Annotated in this window: 16 protein-coding genes and 1 pseudogene; 4 read left to right on the top strand and 13 right to left on the bottom strand. The window is 35.8% G+C overall.

From position 1 onward, the window contains the following. The 10 genes and pseudogenes from QV06_RS11410 to kduI all read right to left on the bottom strand — a co-directional run. A pseudogene (locus tag QV06_RS11410) lies at positions 1-94 on the bottom strand (IS200/IS605 family transposase); the annotation flags it as partial. Between the two features lie 183 nt (positions 95-277). Then, entirely contained in the window at positions 278-1,435 is a 1,158-nt protein-coding gene (cgtA, locus tag QV06_RS01235; protein WP_065236585.1) for an Obg family GTPase CgtA, read from the bottom strand. A 3-nt stretch (positions 1,436-1,438) separates the two neighbouring features. Next, entirely contained in the window at positions 1,439-2,392 is a 954-nt protein-coding gene (locus tag QV06_RS01230) for a DMT family transporter (protein ID WP_065236584.1), read from the bottom strand. A 167-nt stretch (positions 2,393-2,559) separates the two neighbouring features. Continuing rightward, positions 2,560-2,730: a 50S ribosomal protein L33 gene (gene rpmG, locus QV06_RS01225; protein WP_065234024.1), complete on the bottom strand. Its 171-nt coding sequence runs from the start codon at positions 2,728-2,730 to the stop codon at positions 2,560-2,562. Positions 2,731-2,741: 11 nt separating this feature from the next. Then, complete coding sequence (gene rpmB / locus QV06_RS01220) at positions 2,742-2,978, bottom strand: 50S ribosomal protein L28 (protein ID WP_065234023.1); 237 nt, start codon at positions 2,976-2,978, stop codon at positions 2,742-2,744. A 217-nt stretch (positions 2,979-3,195) separates the two neighbouring features. Then, positions 3,196-3,720: a YgjV family protein gene (locus QV06_RS01215; RefSeq protein WP_065236583.1), complete on the bottom strand. Its 525-nt coding sequence runs from the start codon at positions 3,718-3,720 to the stop codon at positions 3,196-3,198. A gap of 26 nt (positions 3,721-3,746) precedes the next feature. Beyond that, positions 3,747-5,054: a TRAP transporter large permease gene (locus QV06_RS01210; protein WP_065236582.1), complete on the bottom strand. Its 1,308-nt coding sequence runs from the start codon at positions 5,052-5,054 to the stop codon at positions 3,747-3,749. 22 nt (positions 5,055-5,076) lie between these two features. Further along, positions 5,077-5,562: a TRAP transporter small permease gene (locus QV06_RS01205; RefSeq protein ID WP_065236586.1), complete on the bottom strand. Its 486-nt coding sequence runs from the start codon at positions 5,560-5,562 to the stop codon at positions 5,077-5,079. A gap of 66 nt (positions 5,563-5,628) precedes the next feature. After that, complete coding sequence (locus tag QV06_RS01200; RefSeq protein WP_065236581.1) at positions 5,629-6,615, bottom strand: TRAP transporter substrate-binding protein; 987 nt, start codon at positions 6,613-6,615, stop codon at positions 5,629-5,631. 49 nt (positions 6,616-6,664) lie between these two features. After that, a complete protein-coding gene (kduI, locus tag QV06_RS01195) occupies positions 6,665-7,507 on the bottom strand; it encodes a 5-dehydro-4-deoxy-D-glucuronate isomerase (protein WP_065236580.1) in 843 nt (280 codons plus the stop codon). Between the two features lie 277 nt (positions 7,508-7,784). On the opposite strand from kduI, the gene kdgR reads away from it, so the two are divergent. Further along, the gene (gene kdgR / locus QV06_RS01190) at positions 7,785-8,576 is read left to right on the top strand and encodes a DNA-binding transcriptional regulator KdgR (RefSeq protein ID WP_065234018.1); all 792 of its coding nucleotides are present in this window, start codon (positions 7,785-7,787) and stop codon (positions 8,574-8,576) included. A 3-nt stretch (positions 8,577-8,579) separates the two neighbouring features. Here the strand turns inward: kdgR and QV06_RS01185 are convergent, their stop codons facing one another. The 3 genes from QV06_RS01185 to QV06_RS01175 all read right to left on the bottom strand — a co-directional run bounded on the left by QV06_RS01185 (position 8,580) and on the right by QV06_RS01175 (position 11,689). Next, positions 8,580-9,491, bottom strand: coding sequence for a sugar kinase (locus QV06_RS01185; RefSeq protein ID WP_065236579.1), 912 nt, complete (start codon positions 9,489-9,491; stop codon positions 8,580-8,582). Positions 9,492-9,522: 31 nt separating this feature from the next. Further along, on the bottom strand, positions 9,523-10,281 hold the full coding sequence (gene kduD / locus QV06_RS01180) for a 2-dehydro-3-deoxy-D-gluconate 5-dehydrogenase KduD (protein ID WP_065236578.1): 759 nt from the start codon (positions 10,279-10,281) through the stop codon (positions 9,523-9,525). Positions 10,282-10,474: 193 nt separating this feature from the next. Further along, a complete protein-coding gene (locus QV06_RS01175; RefSeq protein ID WP_065234015.1) occupies positions 10,475-11,689 on the bottom strand; it encodes a pyridoxal phosphate-dependent aminotransferase in 1,215 nt (404 codons plus the stop codon). A 250-nt stretch (positions 11,690-11,939) separates the two neighbouring features. Here QV06_RS01175 and QV06_RS01170 point away from each other — a divergent pair, with 250 nt between their 5' ends. From QV06_RS01170 to QV06_RS01160, 3 genes are all read left to right on the top strand, one after another. Next, positions 11,940-13,124, top strand: coding sequence for an isochorismate synthase (locus tag QV06_RS01170; RefSeq protein WP_245174216.1), 1,185 nt, complete (start codon positions 11,940-11,942; stop codon positions 13,122-13,124). A 16-nt stretch (positions 13,125-13,140) separates the two neighbouring features. Beyond that, positions 13,141-14,847, top strand: a complete 1,707-nt coding sequence (menD, locus tag QV06_RS01165) for a 2-succinyl-5-enolpyruvyl-6-hydroxy-3-cyclohexene-1-carboxylic-acid synthase (RefSeq protein ID WP_065236576.1) — start codon at positions 13,141-13,143, stop codon at positions 14,845-14,847. 92 nt (positions 14,848-14,939) lie between these two features. Further along, entirely contained in the window at positions 14,940-15,149 is a 210-nt protein-coding gene (locus QV06_RS01160; RefSeq protein ID WP_197494388.1) for a glycine zipper 2TM domain-containing protein, read from the top strand. Positions 15,150-15,391: the final 242 nt, after the last annotated feature.

The raw sequence follows: 15,391 nt of genomic DNA, 5'->3' as shown, positions 1-15,391 counted from the left end.
CCTTACGTCTATATTTAGGAATAAAGACTATATGATATTTATAGTTCCAACGGGTGTGTGATAGACTTAAATCCTCATTAGCCTTAGTGGGCATTGATATTTCCTCCTATATTTTGAATTTCGGTTGTCAGCCTTATTCATTATATAGTGAGGATTTTTCTTTTTATCGCTTAAGCTTTTTGACTCCATACGCATAGTGTATGGTTTTTATAGATAGACTTTGTCTAGCTATAATAAAAATGGCGGAGTAATCCGCCATTTACATCAATTCATTCATTTAAGGTTTATAGATGATCTCTACCCCTTCCTCATCTTCTTCTGACCAATCATCGTCATCCTCAATATCTGCATCTGCCAATTGTTGTTGATGATAGTCTTCCCATTTAAACTTAACTTCTTCATTCTCAGGAACAACAGCTTTTTCACGAGGATTTGCTTCAATAAAGTCCATTACATCGCGTACTAAATCAGGTACATTACGTCCTGTCGCCGCAGAAATTAAATAATAATCCTCTTCCCAACCAATACGTTCAACAATATCCGCTGCTCGTTGTTGTGCTTCTGCATCATCCATCGTATCAATCTTATTAAATACTAACCAACGAGGTTTATCTGCTAATTTTTCACTGTATTGGAATAATTCTGTTTCAATAATTGCAATATTATCTGCAGGATCACTTTCATCAATTGGCAATAAATCAACCAAATGAATTAATATGCGACAACGCTCTAAGTGCTTTAAGAAACGTGTTCCTAAGCCTGCCCCTTCAGAAGCACCTTCAATTAATCCAGGAATATCAGCAATCACAAAACTACGATTGTCATCAATTTTCACCACACCAAGGCTTGGTACCAATGTTGTAAATGGATAATCTGCTACTTTTGGCTTCGCTGCGGATACAGCACGAATAAACGTTGATTTACCTGCATTTGGCAACCCTAACATGCCTACATCCGCTAATAGCATCAGTTCTAATTGTAAATCGCGCTTTTCACCAGGTGTTCCATTAGTTTTTTGGCGTGGTGCTCGATTCACAGAAGATTTAAAACGTGTATTTCCCAAACCATGATAACCACCTTTTGCCACGAGTAGTTTCATATTATGTTCAGTTAAATCGCCCAACACTTCACGAGTATCGTTATCTACTGCTCGTGTTCCGACTGGTACACGTAATGTAATATCATTACCACGATGTCCTGTACAATTTGAACTACGGCCATTTTCACCACGTCCAGCCGCAAAACGCTTTTCAAAACGGTAATCAACAAGTGTATTTAAGTTTTCATCAGCAATTAAATAGACATCACCGCCATCACCGCCATCACCGCCATCAGGGCCACCTTTTGGAATATACTTTTCACGGCGGAAACTGACACAACCATTACCACCATCACCAGCTTCCACTCTAATTAATGCTTCATCAATAAACTTCATACTTTATTTATCTCCTATGACGTCAAACCGACGTGTTTTAATTAATTTATGCCCCGCTGCTGAACACAATGCGCCTAATACTACAATAAATGCCCCAACATATGCCAAAAAATTCAAGTTAGATGCAGCAACAACATCGGGGAACATACGATGAAATATCTCAACAAAGACAATTGTAAATAACGGCGTTAACGTGATAATTGAGCTGACTTTTGCAACTTCCCAGCGATTTAATGCTTCTGCATATGCACCATATGCCACTAAAGTATTTAAACAACAATAGACCAAACATAATCCCGTAACCCAATTTAATCCTGATAAGCTTGTCGGGCGACTAAATGGCGTAAAAATTAGTGCTGCACCAATATAAAAGATGAATAAAATTTGTTGTGAATTAAAACGGCGTAATAGTAGTTTTTGTGCAATCGCATATGATACCCAAATAATTGCCGCTGAAACACAAATTAGCACACCCTTGGTATAGGTCGTTAAACTGGTAAATAATTCTATTAAACGCTCATTAAAAAAAGTTAATAAACCAATAAATAGTAACACTGCCCCTAATTTTTGGTTCCACTTTAACTTCTCTTTAAAAATAATTACCCCTGCCAACATCATAAAGAAAGGCGACACCTGCCCCAGAACTTGAGAAATAGAAGGGTTAATATACTCCAGCGATGTATTAAACAAGATAAAATTAACAGCGAGCCCAATACATCCTACTAGGGTAATCCAACGAAAACGGCGATTAAATGCAATCTTAAATTTTGGTAATTTTCTTGTTGCCGTTAAAATAACCGCTAAACCTAACATCGCAATCAGAAACCGTAGCCATACAATGGTATAACTATCTAAAACGGTTAATACTCGTTGTAAAGCAAGCGGCAGTGATCCCCAACAAATCGCTGTCGTTAATGCCAATAAAAAACCAGATAATGGTCGTTCGACTTGCCTCATTAGTTTTCCTTAATAACTTACGTTATAGTTCAGAATACTACCGATTACACTCTGACTCAATGAAGGAAATAGTATTAAGCTATTCCATAATAGATAAAAAACTGCACCCATCAGTAAATACCGTTGGGTGCAGTTAAATTTAAAAAATGTATCTTATAAAAAAGCGATTATTTAATTTTTGCTTCTTTATAAATAACATGCTTACGAACAACTGGATCATATTTTTTGATTTCCATTTTTTCTGGCATGTTACGTTTATTTTTAGTTGTAGTGTAGAAATGACCTGTTTCTGCAGTAGAAACAAGTTTGATTTTCTCACGAGCACCTTTTGCTGCCATTTTTCAGCTCCTTAGATTTTTTCGCCGTTAGCACGAAGATCAGCTAAAACTGCATCGATGCCTTTTTTATCAATAATACGCATACCTTTCGCTGTTAAGCGTAAAGTTACGAAACGGTTTTCACTTTCAACCCAGAAACGGTGAGTGTGAAGGTTTGGTAAAAAACGACGACGAGTTGCATTCATCGCATGTGAACGATTGTTACCAACTGCCGGGCGTTTGCCTGTTACTTGACAGACTCTGGACATTTGTAATTCTCCAATAATTAACTAAAGCTTAAGCTCTACGGTTCGGATTACCAACATTCTAATTGGTTTAGATTTGTTAGCTACCTCGTCAGGTATGAAACCCGACCCGCTACTAACTATATTAAAGGTCGTGGATTATACTCACTTTATCTTGATTTCTCAAGCCTGATCATAAAAATAGATCGCTAAAAAGATGAATATTTTACCTAAATTTCTTCTATTCAGAGATAACTCGCTGTTTTTCTTTATTTTGTAACACTAAACGTAAAATAGTGATTGAATTCATCACTATCACAGTAGATTCGAGCAGAATTCCACCCAAGGATCCCACGATAATGTTATTTGTCAACCAACACCCCGATCCAACCAGCATTAATAATCGCATCGGAATTCCTTTCAATAGAAATAGTGAAATTGTTCCTATTGTAGTACCTAAAATTGGAAAAAATTGCCAAATTGAATCTGAAACAACATAACCAAATGTAATCCCAATAATCACAAAAAACAGGGCTACATATTTAGAAGAAACATAGATCGCTGTCGCCGTACGGCACGCTGATAACAGAGAACTCAGTGCCGACACCTGCGAGCCAAGTAAGAGAAAGTGCGTCATATAGGTTAAATTCTGAATTAACATCACAATTTTTAACTTTTTGTCATTGCGTTGATAAAACGACAATACACCTAAGATAAACGCCACAATCCCTAAAAATTGCGGTAGATTAAACAGCTGCTCCAACATATAGCATTAATCTCCCTGAATCCCTCTTATTTAACTAATCCCATTAACTCTGGAATAGACATTGAAATAGCAGGAATATAAGTCACTAACATTAAAGTCACGGAAATCGCGAAAAAGAAAGGTAATAATGTTTTGATTACCTGCTCAATTTCAATATTTCCTACCTTACAACCAGTAAATAGGATCGGCCCAACTGGCGGGGTAATTGTACCTAATGAAAGATTAAATACGAGTAAAATTCCGAATTGTACCGGACTCATTCCTAAAGAGGTACAAATTGGTAAGAAAATCGGTGTAAAGATCAACACGGCCGGTGTTGGATCCATAAACGTTCCCACCAACAACAGAATCACATTAATAATTAATAAAATTAAGATTGGATTATCGGTAACAGACAATAATCCAGATGCGATCATATTAGGAATTTGTGTAAATGCCATTACCCACGACATTACTGATGAAGTCGCCAACATAAAAATCACTATGGCAGACATTTTTGCAGTTTGTAAGAAAATTTGCGGTAACATTTTAAGAGAGAATGTACGATAACATAAACTCAAAAATAAAGAGTAAACCACCGCTATTGCAGAAGCTTCTGTTGCAGTGAAAACTCCTGCCAAGATTCCTCCAATAACAATGATAACTAATGAAAGACTTGGAATGGCTGCTAACGCTACTTTGACACTTTCAGCACAAGTGATTTTTTCTTTTGCTACATACCCACGTTTCTTTGCCATGAATCCAGCTATCACCATCACCGCAACACCCCATAGAATCCCCGGTAAATAACCTGCCATAAATAGTGCAGACACAGATACACTTCCAGCAACCGTTGCATATACAATCACCGTATTACTTGGCGGAATCAACATACCCGTTGGTGCAGATGCAATATTTACTGCTGCACTATAACGTGGATCATATCCCTCTTTTTTCTCAATTGGTGTCATAATTCCACCTACTGCAGCAGCAGAAGCAACACCAGATCCACTAATAGAACCGAATAACATATTAGAAATTATTGTGGTTTGTGCTAATGAACCTGGTAAGAAATGACTAAAAATCTTAGCAAAATTAATTAAACGGATAGCAATTCCACCACTATTCATTATATTTCCAGCTAAAATAAAAAATGGTATTGCCAATAAAGCAAAAGAATCTAAGCCAACAAAAATACGTTGTGCAGAAGTGACCATTCCTCCTTGAAACGGCAATATTGCTAACATTGCAGCAACAGAGGAAATTCCAACACTAATACTAATAGGCGCACCTATTACTAAGAAAAAGACTGTGCCGACAAGCATGATTAAGGCGGCAGTTGTTGCTAAATCCATAATATATTCCTTCTAGACCTATCTACGCTTTCAGACGTTGATAAAATTTCACTAAATTACAGATTGAATAAAACACGATGATTCCACCACTAATTGGAATCGCTGAATAAATAAAACCGATTGGAATTTGTAACGCCGAATCAAGTTGAAACATTTGTCTAACCGTGGCGCTATAACCACCAATAATCATGACTCCAATTGCAAATGCAGTAATCGCAAGTTCTGAAATAGAATCAGCAACAATTTGTAATTTTGGTGGGAGCTTATTTTTTAAGAAACCAATTTCCATATGTTCTCTTAAACCAAAAACATAAGCACCCGCAAATAGGATTAACCACACAAATAAATAACGAGATAAAATTTCACTAACTGCACTCGGACTATTAAATACATAACGGACAACCACTTGATAAGTGGTCAGAATTGTCATTAAACCAACAATGAAAATACAGATTCCTTCAATGGCCTTATCCAGTATCTTTTTAATTGCAAATAATGCTTTAAACACCACACACCTCCACGCATCGCCTCAAATAAAAATAAGGATAGGCGTCTCTCACCTATCCTCTTTTACTTATTTCAATGCGATAATTTTTTCATATAACGCTTTTTGGGTTGGCGTCTTAATTAATTCTTCTTGTAATGGTTTGCAGCTTTCTTGGAATGGCGTAGTATCTACTTCCACAAAGGTTGCACCTTTTTCTTTAGCAAAAGCTTCCGCAGTTTTAATTTGAGCATTCCATAATTCAAATTCTTTTTTAGTACTTTCTTTCGCTAATTTTTTCAAAGTAGCTTGATCTTCTGGTGTCATTGAAGATAAGAATGATTCACTTACAACTAACAAGTCAGCAACGCGTAAATGCCCTGTACGAGAGAAATAAGGTGCGACTTCATATTGTTTTAAATCTGCATAAGTAATTTCGTTATTTTCTGCCCCATCTAATACACCTTGTTGAATTGCAGTGTAAACTTCACCTTGGTTCATCGGAACACCCGTACCACCCATACAAGAAAGCATCTTAATCATCGTATCTGATTGTAATACACGGATTTTCTTACCTTTTAAATCTTCTTTTGTTTTAATTGGTGCACCTTTGGTATAAAGACTTCTTGCACCTGCGGTATATGCGGTTAATACCTCAAAGCCGAATTTTTTGGTTGAAGCAAATAACTCATCTAAGATACCAGAAGTAAAGACTTTTTCTTGGTGTGCTGTATTTGCATAAACATAAGGAATCCCCAATACCGCAAATGTTTTATCAAAGTTTTCAACTAATGGATTTGCAACAACTGCCATTTGAATAGCACCATTTTGTACTAATTCTAATGAAGCACGTTGGTCACCTAATAATTCATTCGGAAATACACTCACTTTGTAACGACCATCGGTCGCTTTTGCAAGATCTTCACCAAACTGTTTTAATGCTTGATATTGCGGATGCTTATCTGACTGATTAAATGCCACTTTTAATTCTGTTGCTGCGGCAACATAAGAAGAATAAAGTGCTGTAATGGCTGCTGCTAAAAGTGTGGCTTTTTTTGATAATTTGAAGATTTTCATATTGCTCTCCTGTATTGGATAGTGTGTATATAAAAATAAAGAAATATTGCTAACGTAACTCTTGCATTGGAATAAAATCCATATCATCAAAAGTTTGGTTTTCGCCAGCCATACCCCAAACAAAGCTGTAATTCTTCGTACCGCAACCAGAATGAATTGACCAGCTTGGTGAAATAATTAATTGTTTATCTCGTACTACAATATGACGAGTTTCTGTTGGCTCACCCAAGAAATGGAACACCACTTGATCAGGTTCAATATTAAAATAGAGATATGCCTCCATACGACGTTCATGTGTATGTGCAGGCATCGTATTCCAAACACTACCTTTTTCTAACTCGGTCATTCCCATACAAAGTTGGCAAGTTTGTAATACATCAGGATGTAGATATTGATTAATAGTCCGTACATTTGAATTTTCTAATGAACCAAGTTTTACCTTACGAGCATCAGAATATTTAATTAATTTACTAGGAAAAGCATGATGTGCTGGGGCACTTAAGCCATATAACACCGCAGGATTTGCAGTATCTATAGAAGAAAAGGCAATGTCTTCTGTACCTTGACCAAGATAAACCGCATCTAAATGTTCTAATGTAAAAGAACCTTGTTTTGTTTCAACAACTGCTGTGCCACCAAGATTAATTAAGCCTAATTCTCTACGTTGTAAAAAGAAATCTGTACCAAAAGATTTTTTATCAATAACCTCATCTAATGATAATCTTGTTGCGTCTGCAGGCATTGCACCTAACGCAACCAAACGATCAATATGGCTATAAACAACATTAATCTTGCCTGATTGAAATAAATCTTGGCAAAGAAATGCTTCACGCAAGCGCTCTGTATCATAATGTTTTGCATCCAATGGATGCATATTGTGTAACACTTTCATCCTATACCTCCTAAAATAATGGGATAAATCTAAAACATAATTTCATTTTTGTCTATTAGCAAAAATCAAATTTGTGATTTAGATCTAAAAAATTTAAAACAATGTTTTATTTTTATAAAAAAGGATAATATAGTCTTATGTAATCTAATCAGCGTTAATGGATACTCTCCACAGCTGAAAGAGATAATCTGATTCATCGCAAACTAGATATTTCTAATAGGAAGATGATTGTTTATAATTTGTCAGTTTTGTTGGTACGAGGAATGAATTAATTATTATGAAAAAAGAGAATACCTCATTAGAATCAGTTGCTTCGGTTCTCAAGGTTTTTAGTATTTTAGAGATTTTATCTGAACAAAAAGATATTGGTATTACTGAATTGTCACAAAAATTAATGATGTCAAAAAGTACTACTTATCGTTTTCTACAAACAATGAAAAACTTAGGTTATGTCTATCAAGAAAATGACAGTGATAAATATGGGCTAAGTCTAAAATTGTTTGAGCTAAGTGCAAGATCATTGGAATACGTTGATCTTATCTCTTTTGCTGATAAAGAAATGCAATATATTTCTGAACAAACTGGGGAAGCATTACATCTTGGTATTCTTGATGGTCATGAAATTGTTTATCTACATAAAATAGATTCAAAATATAATTTGCGTATGCAATCTCGGATTGGTCGCCGTAATCCATTATATAGCACTGGTATTGGTAAAGTGTTGTTATCTGATATGAGCGATGATGAAGTGAGAAATATTCTTTCTGAAGTGAAATTCGTGCAATACACTAAAAATACAGTAGATAATATTGAGAAACTTATTCCTGAATTACATTTAGTTCGTGAACATCATTATGCAGAGGATAATGAAGAACAAGAAGATGGTTTAATTTGTATTGCAGCACCTGTCTATAACCGTTTAGGTAAAATTATTGCAGGGCTTTCTATTTCGTTACCATCAATTCGTTTTAAAGAAAAAGATCGCCCTTATTTAGTAAATCTATTACAACAAGCAGGAAAACACGTTTCTGAACGATTAGGGTTCTACGGTTATCCTACCAATAAATAATGATTAGATCTTAGGCATTGCGGTTGTTGGAATAATAGCACCTTTATACTGAATAACAGTACTTGCAAGTTGATGTCCGGCTTGAGCTGATTCCACAATCGTACCGCCTGATAATCTTTTCGCTAAATATCCTGCACTAAATGAATCTCCCGCAGCCGTAGTATCCACTACTTTTTCTACTTTTACTGCTGCCACTTCACAGCTTTCATTTTGGGTTACTACAATACAAGGCTCTTTGCCACGTTTAACAACCACTTCTTCTACACCTAATGCTACCGCTTGTGCAATAGATTGCTGATAATCATTAAAGCCAAATAAGGCTTGATCATCTTCAAAAGTGAGAAAAGCAATGTTAGCCAACGATAATATTTTTTGATAAACCATTCTTGTTACTTCCTCACTTTCCCACAACGCTGGACGATAATTATTGTCAAAAATCACCTTCACTGTTGATTGCTCGATTGCCGTTAACAATTTTTCACGATCTTGATGCGGTAAAATGGCTAAACTGATACCGCTCAAGTAAAGGTAACGATAAGCAGATAAAATAGTAACGATCTCTTTAATCGATAAATTTGCTAACCAATAACGTGCAGCCGCATCGTTTCGCCAATATAAAAAACGACGCTCTCCATGCTCATCTGTTTTAATCATATATAAGCCAGGCTGCTTATTTGGCACCGTAAATACAGAAGACGTATCAATATTTTCTTGATGCCAATAAGTCAACATTGCTTGACTGAGATCGTCTTTCCCTATCCCAGTCAAATAAGACACTTGAGCAGAAGTACCTAACAATCTGGAAAGATAAATTGCCGTATTTAGCGTATCTCCAGCAAATCCCTGCCGATAACAATCCTTATCATTCCATAATTCAATCATACATTCGCCAAGAATGGCTATTTTATTTTCCATTGTTAAATACTCCTTACTTGTACTATTTTCGTTATCTTGCTAACCAGCCACCATCAACAGCAACGGTATAACCGTTGATATAATCTGCTGCTGCAGAAGCCAAGAATACACAAGGGCCAGCGACATCTGCTGGGACTCCCCAACGACCAGCTGGAATACGATCCAAGATTTCTTTACTTCTCACTTCATCACTACGTAATGCAGCTGTATTATCAGTTGCCATATATCCTGGGGCAATAGCATTTACATTAATATTATATTTTGCCCATTCATTTGCCATTGCGCGAGTAATCCCCATAACAGCACTTTTTGATGCTGTATAAGAAGGCACACGGATTCCCCCTTGGAAAGACAACATTGATGCAATATTAATAATTTTGCCACCTGTTTGTTGTTTAATAAATTGTTTCGCTACTGCTTGGGAAAAGAAGAAAACGGATTTTAAATTAATACTAATCACATCATCCCAATTTTGTTCAGTAAAATCGATCGCATCTTCACGGCGAATAATTCCCGCGTTATTGACTAAAATATCAATTTTTCCAAATGCGGCAACAGCTTGCTCTACAAGTGATGGAATACATTCCGGTTGCATTAAATTTGCAGGTAAATTCACAAACCGACGCCCTAACGCAGTTACCTTTTCCGCTGTATCCGATGCATCGCTTAAATTTACACCGACAATATCACAACCTGCTGCAGCCAAACCCAATGCCATTCCTTGTCCTAAACCTGTATTACAACCAGTAACAATGGCAACTTTCCCTGACAAATCAAATTTTTCTAACATATTTTTCTCCTCAATCAACAGAAACTAGATAAATAATAATTTGTTTTGTATTTTTTGAAAAGCTGTTTTATTATTTTTTAATAAAAAATAATTTTTCAAATATGTAAGATATCCTATCGATTTTACACACAAATAAAAAATCTCTCTGGCTAATGCTCAGAGAGATTTTAAAACTTAAAACTAAGAGATATTGTTATTGATGATAATGACTTAAGAATCTAGCTAATTTAGCCATAGCCTCTTCAATTTGATGAACGTATGGCAAGGTTACAATCCGGAAATGATCTGGTTTATGCCAATTAAATCCACGACCATGCACTAATAACACTTTCTCTTGAGTTAAAAGATCAAATACAAATTTTTCATCATCATAAATGTTATACATTTCTGTATCTATTTTTGGAAACATATACATTGCACCTTGCGGTTTAACACAGCTGATCCCTGGAATTTGGGTAATTAACTCATACGCTTTGTTTCGTTGTTCTAATAAACGACCACCTGGAAGGATAAATTCATTAATACTTTGATAACCACCTAAGGCAGTTTGAATAGCGTGCTGCATCGGTACTGTTGCACATAAACGCATAGACGCTAACATATCTAAGCCTTCAATATAGCCAGCCGCAGCTTTCTTAGGACCATTTAATACCATCCAACCTTGTCGGAAACCTGCAACGCGATACGCTTTTGATAAACCATTTAATGTTACTGTTAATAAGTCTGGTGCTAATGCAGCGATATGATGGTGTACTGCACCGTCATATAAAATTTTGTCATAGATCTCATCTGCAAAAACAATCAGTTTATTCTGGCGAGCAACTTCTGCAACTTCGAGTAATAATTCTTTACTATACACAGCACCAGTAGGATTGTTTGGATTAATAATCACAATTGCTTTAGTTCGACTTGATACTTTTTGTTTGATATCTTCAATATCAGGGAACCAATTTTGTTCTTCATCACAAAGATAATGTACCGCTTTTCCCCCAGAGAGCGTTACGGCTGCTGTCCATAAAGGGTAATCTGGCATCGGTACTAATACTTCATCACCATCATTTAATAATGCTTGCATTGCCATCGTAATCAATTCAGATACACCATTGCCAATATAAACATCATTCACCCCAACATTTAACAACCCTTTTGATTGATAATATTGAACGATTGCTTTACGTGCTGAATATAATCCTTTGGAATCACAATACCCTTGAGCAGTTGGCAAATTACGAATCACATCAACTAAAATTTCATCTGGCGCTTCAAAACCAAATGGCGCAGGATTACCAATATTTAGTTTTAAAATTTTGTGTCCTTCTTCTTCTAAACGGCAAGCTTCTTTATGTACTGGCCCACGAATATCATAACAAACGTGTTCTAATTTATTTGATTTCGGAAAATAATCCATCTTGATCACCCTAATGAATCACCTATTAACAATAAGGAGTTACTTTACGCTAATTTTGTAGGCTTAGAAAGATTTTCAAGAAGTTTATTTGAAATTACGGTAGAATTACTCCCTTTCTACTTATTTGGATAAATAGAACTTCTTATTTACAATGAATGTATTACAACAAATCAAAACACTATTCACTGAGCAGATCGCTATTTATCGACCGTCTTCACAACCATTTGGCACTATACAATGTATAATTAATATGCCAAAGATTGATTTTATTGCTTGGTTGAAAGCACAAACATTATTTCCACAATTCTATTTTCAGCAACGTCATCAACACTATGAAGTTGCTGCGATTGGTGAAGTAACAAAAATTAATGATGTTCAACAGCTAATTTATTTAAAACAACATGACGCCACACTGAATTTTATTGGTGGAGTAAAATTCGCTGGTGAAGTCCATTTTGTATTACCACGCTTCTATTTTGAATATCGGGAATCACAGCTCACAATAAAGTTATTTATTAATCATCAAAATTGGCAAGTGGAACAACAACAGATTAGCCAATATTGGGATACTTTCATACAGTATAAACAACCACAATCTGTGGCACACATTGTGCCAACACTCATCAATCAAAGTAGTGATTTTTCAAGTTGGCAAGGATTAATACAAAACGCCCTCACGGCTTTAGCAGAAAAACAGTTTGAGAAAGTAGTACTAGCAAAGAAAATGACCTTTGTTCTAAATAGCCAATTAAATGCCTTAGATTTTTTAGCAGCAAGCCGTGCAATCAACCAACATTGCTATCATTTTCTTTTTGCAGAGAATGAACATTCTGTATTTTTAGGTGCAAGCCCCGAGTGTTTATATCAACGCACTCAAAATCAGTTACACAGTGAAGCATTAGCGGGTACTGCCCCTATTGGTGATATGCCTCAACAACAGCAGCACTATCAAGATTGGTTATTACAAGATCATAAGAATCTTGAAGAAAATCAGTTTGTTGTGGATGATATTTGCCAACAAATTGCACCTTATTGTGAAGAAATCCAAGTTGAAACTATTCAAATACTCAAACTCAGAAAAGTACAACACCTATGCAGACCGATTAGTGCAGCCCTAACAGAACAATATCGCCATTGGGAACCACTATTAGTTATTCATCCCACAGCAGCTGTAGCAGGATATCCTAAACAAGCTGCTATGGCATTCATCAATCACTATGAACCATTTGAACGTAATTGGTATGCTGGTGCTATTGGCATCATTTCACAAAACTATACAGAATTATGTGTTGGTCTGCGATCTGCACAACTTGAGCAAGGATATTTACACCTCTTTGCAGGCGCAGGCATTGTCAAAGAGTCGCAAGCCGATCAAGAATGGCAAGAAATAGAAAGAAAAATGTCAGGGTTATTATCTTTATTTAATCTTCATTGAGATCTAGGAGAATAAAATGTCAACTAGTACATTTAACCGTTGTTGGTCTAAAGTTATTCTGAAAACCTTAATAAATTATGGTGTTCAACACATTTGTATTGCTCCAGGCTCACGTTCAACACCATTAACCTTAGAAGCAGCTCGCTTACAAGATTCGAATCTTGCAACCTGTCATACTCACTTTGATGAAAGAGGATTGGGCTTTTTTGCACTAGGTTTAGCAAAAGCACAAAAAAAAACTGTTGCGATTATTGTTACTTCTGGTACGGCAGTTGCTAACCTTTATCCAGCGATTGTAGAAGCGTATCAAACCCAAACAAATTTAATCGTACTCAGCGCAGATCGTCCGTTAGAATTAATCGAATGTGGAGCAAATCAGGCTATTCCACAAGAAGGGATGTTTGCGCATTATCCTATTGCAAAAGTCAACTTACCAAAACCGAGCCAAGACTACCCAGCAAATTGGTTAGTTTCTACCGTAGAACAAGCATGTTACCAACAAAAACTTACTCCAGGTGTCATTCATATCAATGTGCCTTTTGCTGAACCTTTATATCAAGCCAATATTGAACAAATTGATACTCATATTTGGCTAAATCCAATTAAACATTGGTTAAGTACCAATAAATCTTGGACTAATCATCCAGAAAATCAAACAGAAGTCTTAATTCATGAAAAATGGGATCTTTGGCGAACTAAACGTGGTGTCATTGTTGTTGGAAGATTGCCTTTAGAGCAAACAATGGGAATTGCTTCTTGGGCAAACACCATGGGGTGGATTTTATTAACTGATATTCAATCTGGTGTAGAACCAACACTACCTTATGCTGATATTTGGCTGGCTAATCAAACCGTATTTAATCAATTACTACAAGCAGATATTGTGATTCAATTAGGTAGTGGCGTTATCAGTAAACGTATTAATCAATTCCTTACTGCTTTCCAAGGGGAATATTGGCTCGTTGATTCATCACAACGTCGTTTAGATCCATATCATCATCAGCAAACCCGCTTTCATGCAAAAGTACATCATTGGTTACGTGCTCATCCCCCACTTCGTCAAAAACCGTGGTTACTCGAGCCTCTAGCCTTATCACAATTTTGTACTGGTTTTATTGAACAACAAGTTGGTAGCAATCTGAATGAAGCCTCACTCGCTCACCATATTGAACGCTTATTACCAAATAATGGTGTATTATTCTTAGGTAATAGCTTATTTGTCAGATTAGTAGATGCACTTTGTAAAGTGCCAAATAACTATCCTATCTACACTAATCGTGGGGCAAGTGGTATTGATGGATTATTTGCTACCGCAGCAGGTATTGCTATCGCAAGTGAATCCCCTCTTGTTGCCATAGTTGGTGATACCTCTGCACTATATGATTTAAACTCTCTGGCGTTATTTAGAAAAGTAAAATTACCTACTATTATTTTTGTTATTAACAATAATGGTGGAGCAATCTTTGATATGTTGCCAGTAGAGAATGAACTTAAAGATCAATATTATCGTTTACCGCATAATCTCGACTTTTCTCAAATTGCAGCAATGTTCGAACTGAATTATGCTCGTCCTTATACTTGGGCTGATTTAACCTCAACCTTAAAGAATGCGTACTTAAGAAAAAGTGCAACAATTATAGAAATCAAAGTTAATTCAACCGAAGGAAGTACAATTTATAAAAATTTGATTAATCAAATTTCGCAAGCGGTAATTGGTGCATAACTATAATTTCATTTAACAACTATAACTACAGGTTCTGCATAGCTTCTGGTAAGCTAACTAAGATCATTTTAGTAACTTTTAAGGAGAAAAAAATGATGAAAACAATAATAAAGCTAACGGCTATTTCAGCCTTAGTATTTTCTGTTGCTTCATGTGCGCACCTAAACAAGCGTGATAAAAGCACTATCACTGGTGCTGGACTTGGTGCCGTTGCTGGAGCAGTATTAACTAATGGTAGTGGTTTAGGTACTGTTGGCGGTGCCGCAGTAGGTGGAATTATCGGAAATCAAGTTGGAAAATAATAGTTATATTAGCAAATAAGAAACTTAAAACGCATTTATCTTTTGACCAGATAAATGCGTTTTTTATTTAGAGGCATAGTAGACAAAAGGGGTGGTTTTATTATTTTTTAATAGTAATTACCTACTCTTTTTATTTAAAAAATCCTATATAAACAATATCTTATATTTTCTTGTTAAACTACTATGTGAGCGTAATTTATCCTTATGGATTTTAAGATTAATACCCTTGTTAGCTCGCAAAA

Origin of the sequence: Gallibacterium genomosp. 3, assembly GCF_001678475.1 — a bacterium.
Taxonomy (GTDB): Bacteria; Pseudomonadota; Gammaproteobacteria; order Enterobacterales; family Pasteurellaceae; genus Gallibacterium; species Gallibacterium faecale.
The sequence above is the reverse complement of the archived record's forward strand: the minus strand, read 5'-3'. Positions and strand labels throughout refer to the sequence as shown.

What these genes read in the sequence shown, in the direction of transcription:
- QV06_RS01210 (WP_065236582.1), bottom strand. Translation starts at nt 5,054, where the DNA reads ATGGATTTAGCAACAACTGCCGCCTTAATCATGCTTGTCGGCACAGTC.
- kduD (WP_065236578.1), bottom strand. Translation starts at nt 10,281, where the DNA reads ATGTTAGAAAAATTTGATTTGTCAGGGAAAGTTGCCATTGTTACTGGT.
- kdgR (WP_065234018.1), top strand. Translation starts at nt 7,785, where the DNA reads ATGAAAAAAGAGAATACCTCATTAGAATCAGTTGCTTCGGTTCTCAAG.
- QV06_RS01170 (WP_245174216.1), top strand. Translation starts at nt 11,940, where the DNA reads ATGCCAAAGATTGATTTTATTGCTTGGTTGAAAGCACAAACATTATTT.
- cgtA (WP_065236585.1), bottom strand. Translation starts at nt 1,435, where the DNA reads ATGAAGTTTATTGATGAAGCATTAATTAGAGTGGAAGCTGGTGATGGT.
- rpmB (WP_065234023.1), bottom strand. Translation starts at nt 2,978, where the DNA reads ATGTCCAGAGTCTGTCAAGTAACAGGCAAACGCCCGGCAGTTGGTAAC.
- QV06_RS01230 (WP_065236584.1), bottom strand. Translation starts at nt 2,392, where the DNA reads ATGAGGCAAGTCGAACGACCATTATCTGGTTTTTTATTGGCATTAACG.
- QV06_RS01175 (WP_065234015.1), bottom strand. Translation starts at nt 11,689, where the DNA reads ATGGATTATTTTCCGAAATCAAATAAATTAGAACACGTTTGTTATGAT.
- QV06_RS01200 (WP_065236581.1), bottom strand. Translation starts at nt 6,615, where the DNA reads ATGAAAATCTTCAAATTATCAAAAAAAGCCACACTTTTAGCAGCAGCC.
- QV06_RS01215 (WP_065236583.1), bottom strand. Translation starts at nt 3,720, where the DNA reads ATGTTGGAGCAGCTGTTTAATCTACCGCAATTTTTAGGGATTGTGGCG.
- rpmG (WP_065234024.1), bottom strand. Translation starts at nt 2,730, where the DNA reads ATGGCAGCAAAAGGTGCTCGTGAGAAAATCAAACTTGTTTCTACTGCA.
- menD (WP_065236576.1), top strand. Translation starts at nt 13,141, where the DNA reads ATGTCAACTAGTACATTTAACCGTTGTTGGTCTAAAGTTATTCTGAAA.
- QV06_RS01185 (WP_065236579.1), bottom strand. Translation starts at nt 9,491, where the DNA reads ATGGAAAATAAAATAGCCATTCTTGGCGAATGTATGATTGAATTATGG.
- kduI (WP_065236580.1), bottom strand. Translation starts at nt 7,507, where the DNA reads ATGAAAGTGTTACACAATATGCATCCATTGGATGCAAAACATTATGAT.
- QV06_RS01160 (WP_197494388.1), top strand. Translation starts at nt 14,940, where the DNA reads ATGATGAAAACAATAATAAAGCTAACGGCTATTTCAGCCTTAGTATTT.